The organism is Streptomyces sp. NPDC048496, assembly GCF_043200055.1.
Classification (GTDB): Bacteria; Actinomycetota; Actinomycetes; order Streptomycetales; family Streptomycetaceae; genus Streptomyces.
The window spans coordinates 1-1,255 of record NZ_JBICXB010000143.1 but is presented as its reverse complement, the minus strand read 5'-3'; the positions used below and the strand labels follow the sequence as shown (position 1 = coordinate 1,255).

Here is a 1,255-nt window from a genome sequence, read left to right as displayed (position 1 = left end):
TGAGGTTCCCCCGCTGTGCGGGAAGTGCTGATCAGCTGGTCAGAAGGGGTTGGCGGGGTTTCAGGTTCGCTCGTTCGGTCGTTGCCTGGTCGGCGTAGTGCTTCTCCTCGAACTCGATCGGGCTGAGGTAGCCGAGCCGTTTCTGGATGCGTCGGCTGTTGTAGAAGCCGTCGATGTACTCGAAGAGCGCGAGGTTCGCTTCGGCCCTGGTCGCGAAGACGCGGCCGCGGACACATTCCGTCTTGACCAGCATCCAAAGATTCTCCGCGAGGGCGTTATCGTACGAGTTCCCGACGGACCCCATGGACGCCTCGATCCCCGCCCGTACCAAGCGAGTTGTGAGCTTGATGGACGTGTATTGACAGCCGTGGTCGGCGTGGTGGATGAGCTTGCCGGGCTCGACCTCGCGGGACGTGAGGGCGTACTCCAGACTGGACAGCACCAGATCGGCGTCCGCGCGGGCGGACGTCTCCCAGGCCACCACCCGCCGCGAGAACGCATCCCGGATCGCGGAGAGCCACAGCGGCCCCTCTCTGGTGGCGATCATCGTGAGGTCGGTGACCCACAACCGGTTCGGCGCCGGCGCCGTGAAGTCCCGGTTGACCAGGTCCGGGGCGAGCGTGGCCTTCGGATCGCGGCGCGTGAAGCCTTTACGGCGAGGGCTGATCCCGGCGAGATCGGCCTCGCGCATCAGTCGCTCGACCCGTTTGCGGCCGACGTGGACATCCTCGCGCTTGAGGGCGGCGTGCACGCGGGGTGAGCCGTAGATCCCGCCGGACTCGGTATGGATCTGTCTGATCTGCTCGGTCAGTTCGGCATCGCGGCGCATACGTTCGCACGGCTCACGCTCGGCGCGACGCCAGCGGTAGTAGGTGGAGGAGGCGATGTGCAGTTCCCGAAGTACGCACTCGACTCCCAGGTGCGGATGCTCGTCGAGGAGCGCGGTCACCTGGGCCGGGTCGGGTCGAGTTGCGCCGCGAAAAACGCCGAGGCCGTCCGCAGAACGTCGTTCGCCCGCTTGAGCTGGGCGTTCTCCTTCCGCAGGGCCACCAGCTCGGCGTGTTCATCGGTGGTCAGCCGGTCATCACGCTCACCGGCATCGGCCTCGGCCTGACGGATCCAGCCCCGCAGAGCCTCCGGATGCACGCCGAGGTCGACGGCCAGCTTCTTGATCTGCGGTTTCGGATCCGAGGTGCGATACATCCGCACCGCACGCTCACGCAACTCCAGCGAGTATTTCCTTGGGGCGGCCATG

At 66.2% G+C, this 1,255-nt stretch carries 2 protein-coding genes; both read right to left on the bottom strand.

Annotated elements, in window-relative coordinates; genetic code table 11:
- Positions 1 to 31: 31 nt before the first annotated feature.
- Entirely contained in the window at positions 32 to 949 is a 918-nt protein-coding gene (locus ACGFSA_RS35210) for an IS3 family transposase (protein WP_393310269.1), read from the bottom strand.
- Positions 946 to 1,255, bottom strand: a 310-nt coding sequence (locus ACGFSA_RS35205; protein ID WP_047471432.1) for a transposase, incomplete at its 5' end; no start/stop codon positions are given. The genes ACGFSA_RS35210 and ACGFSA_RS35205, both read right to left, overlap by 4 nt.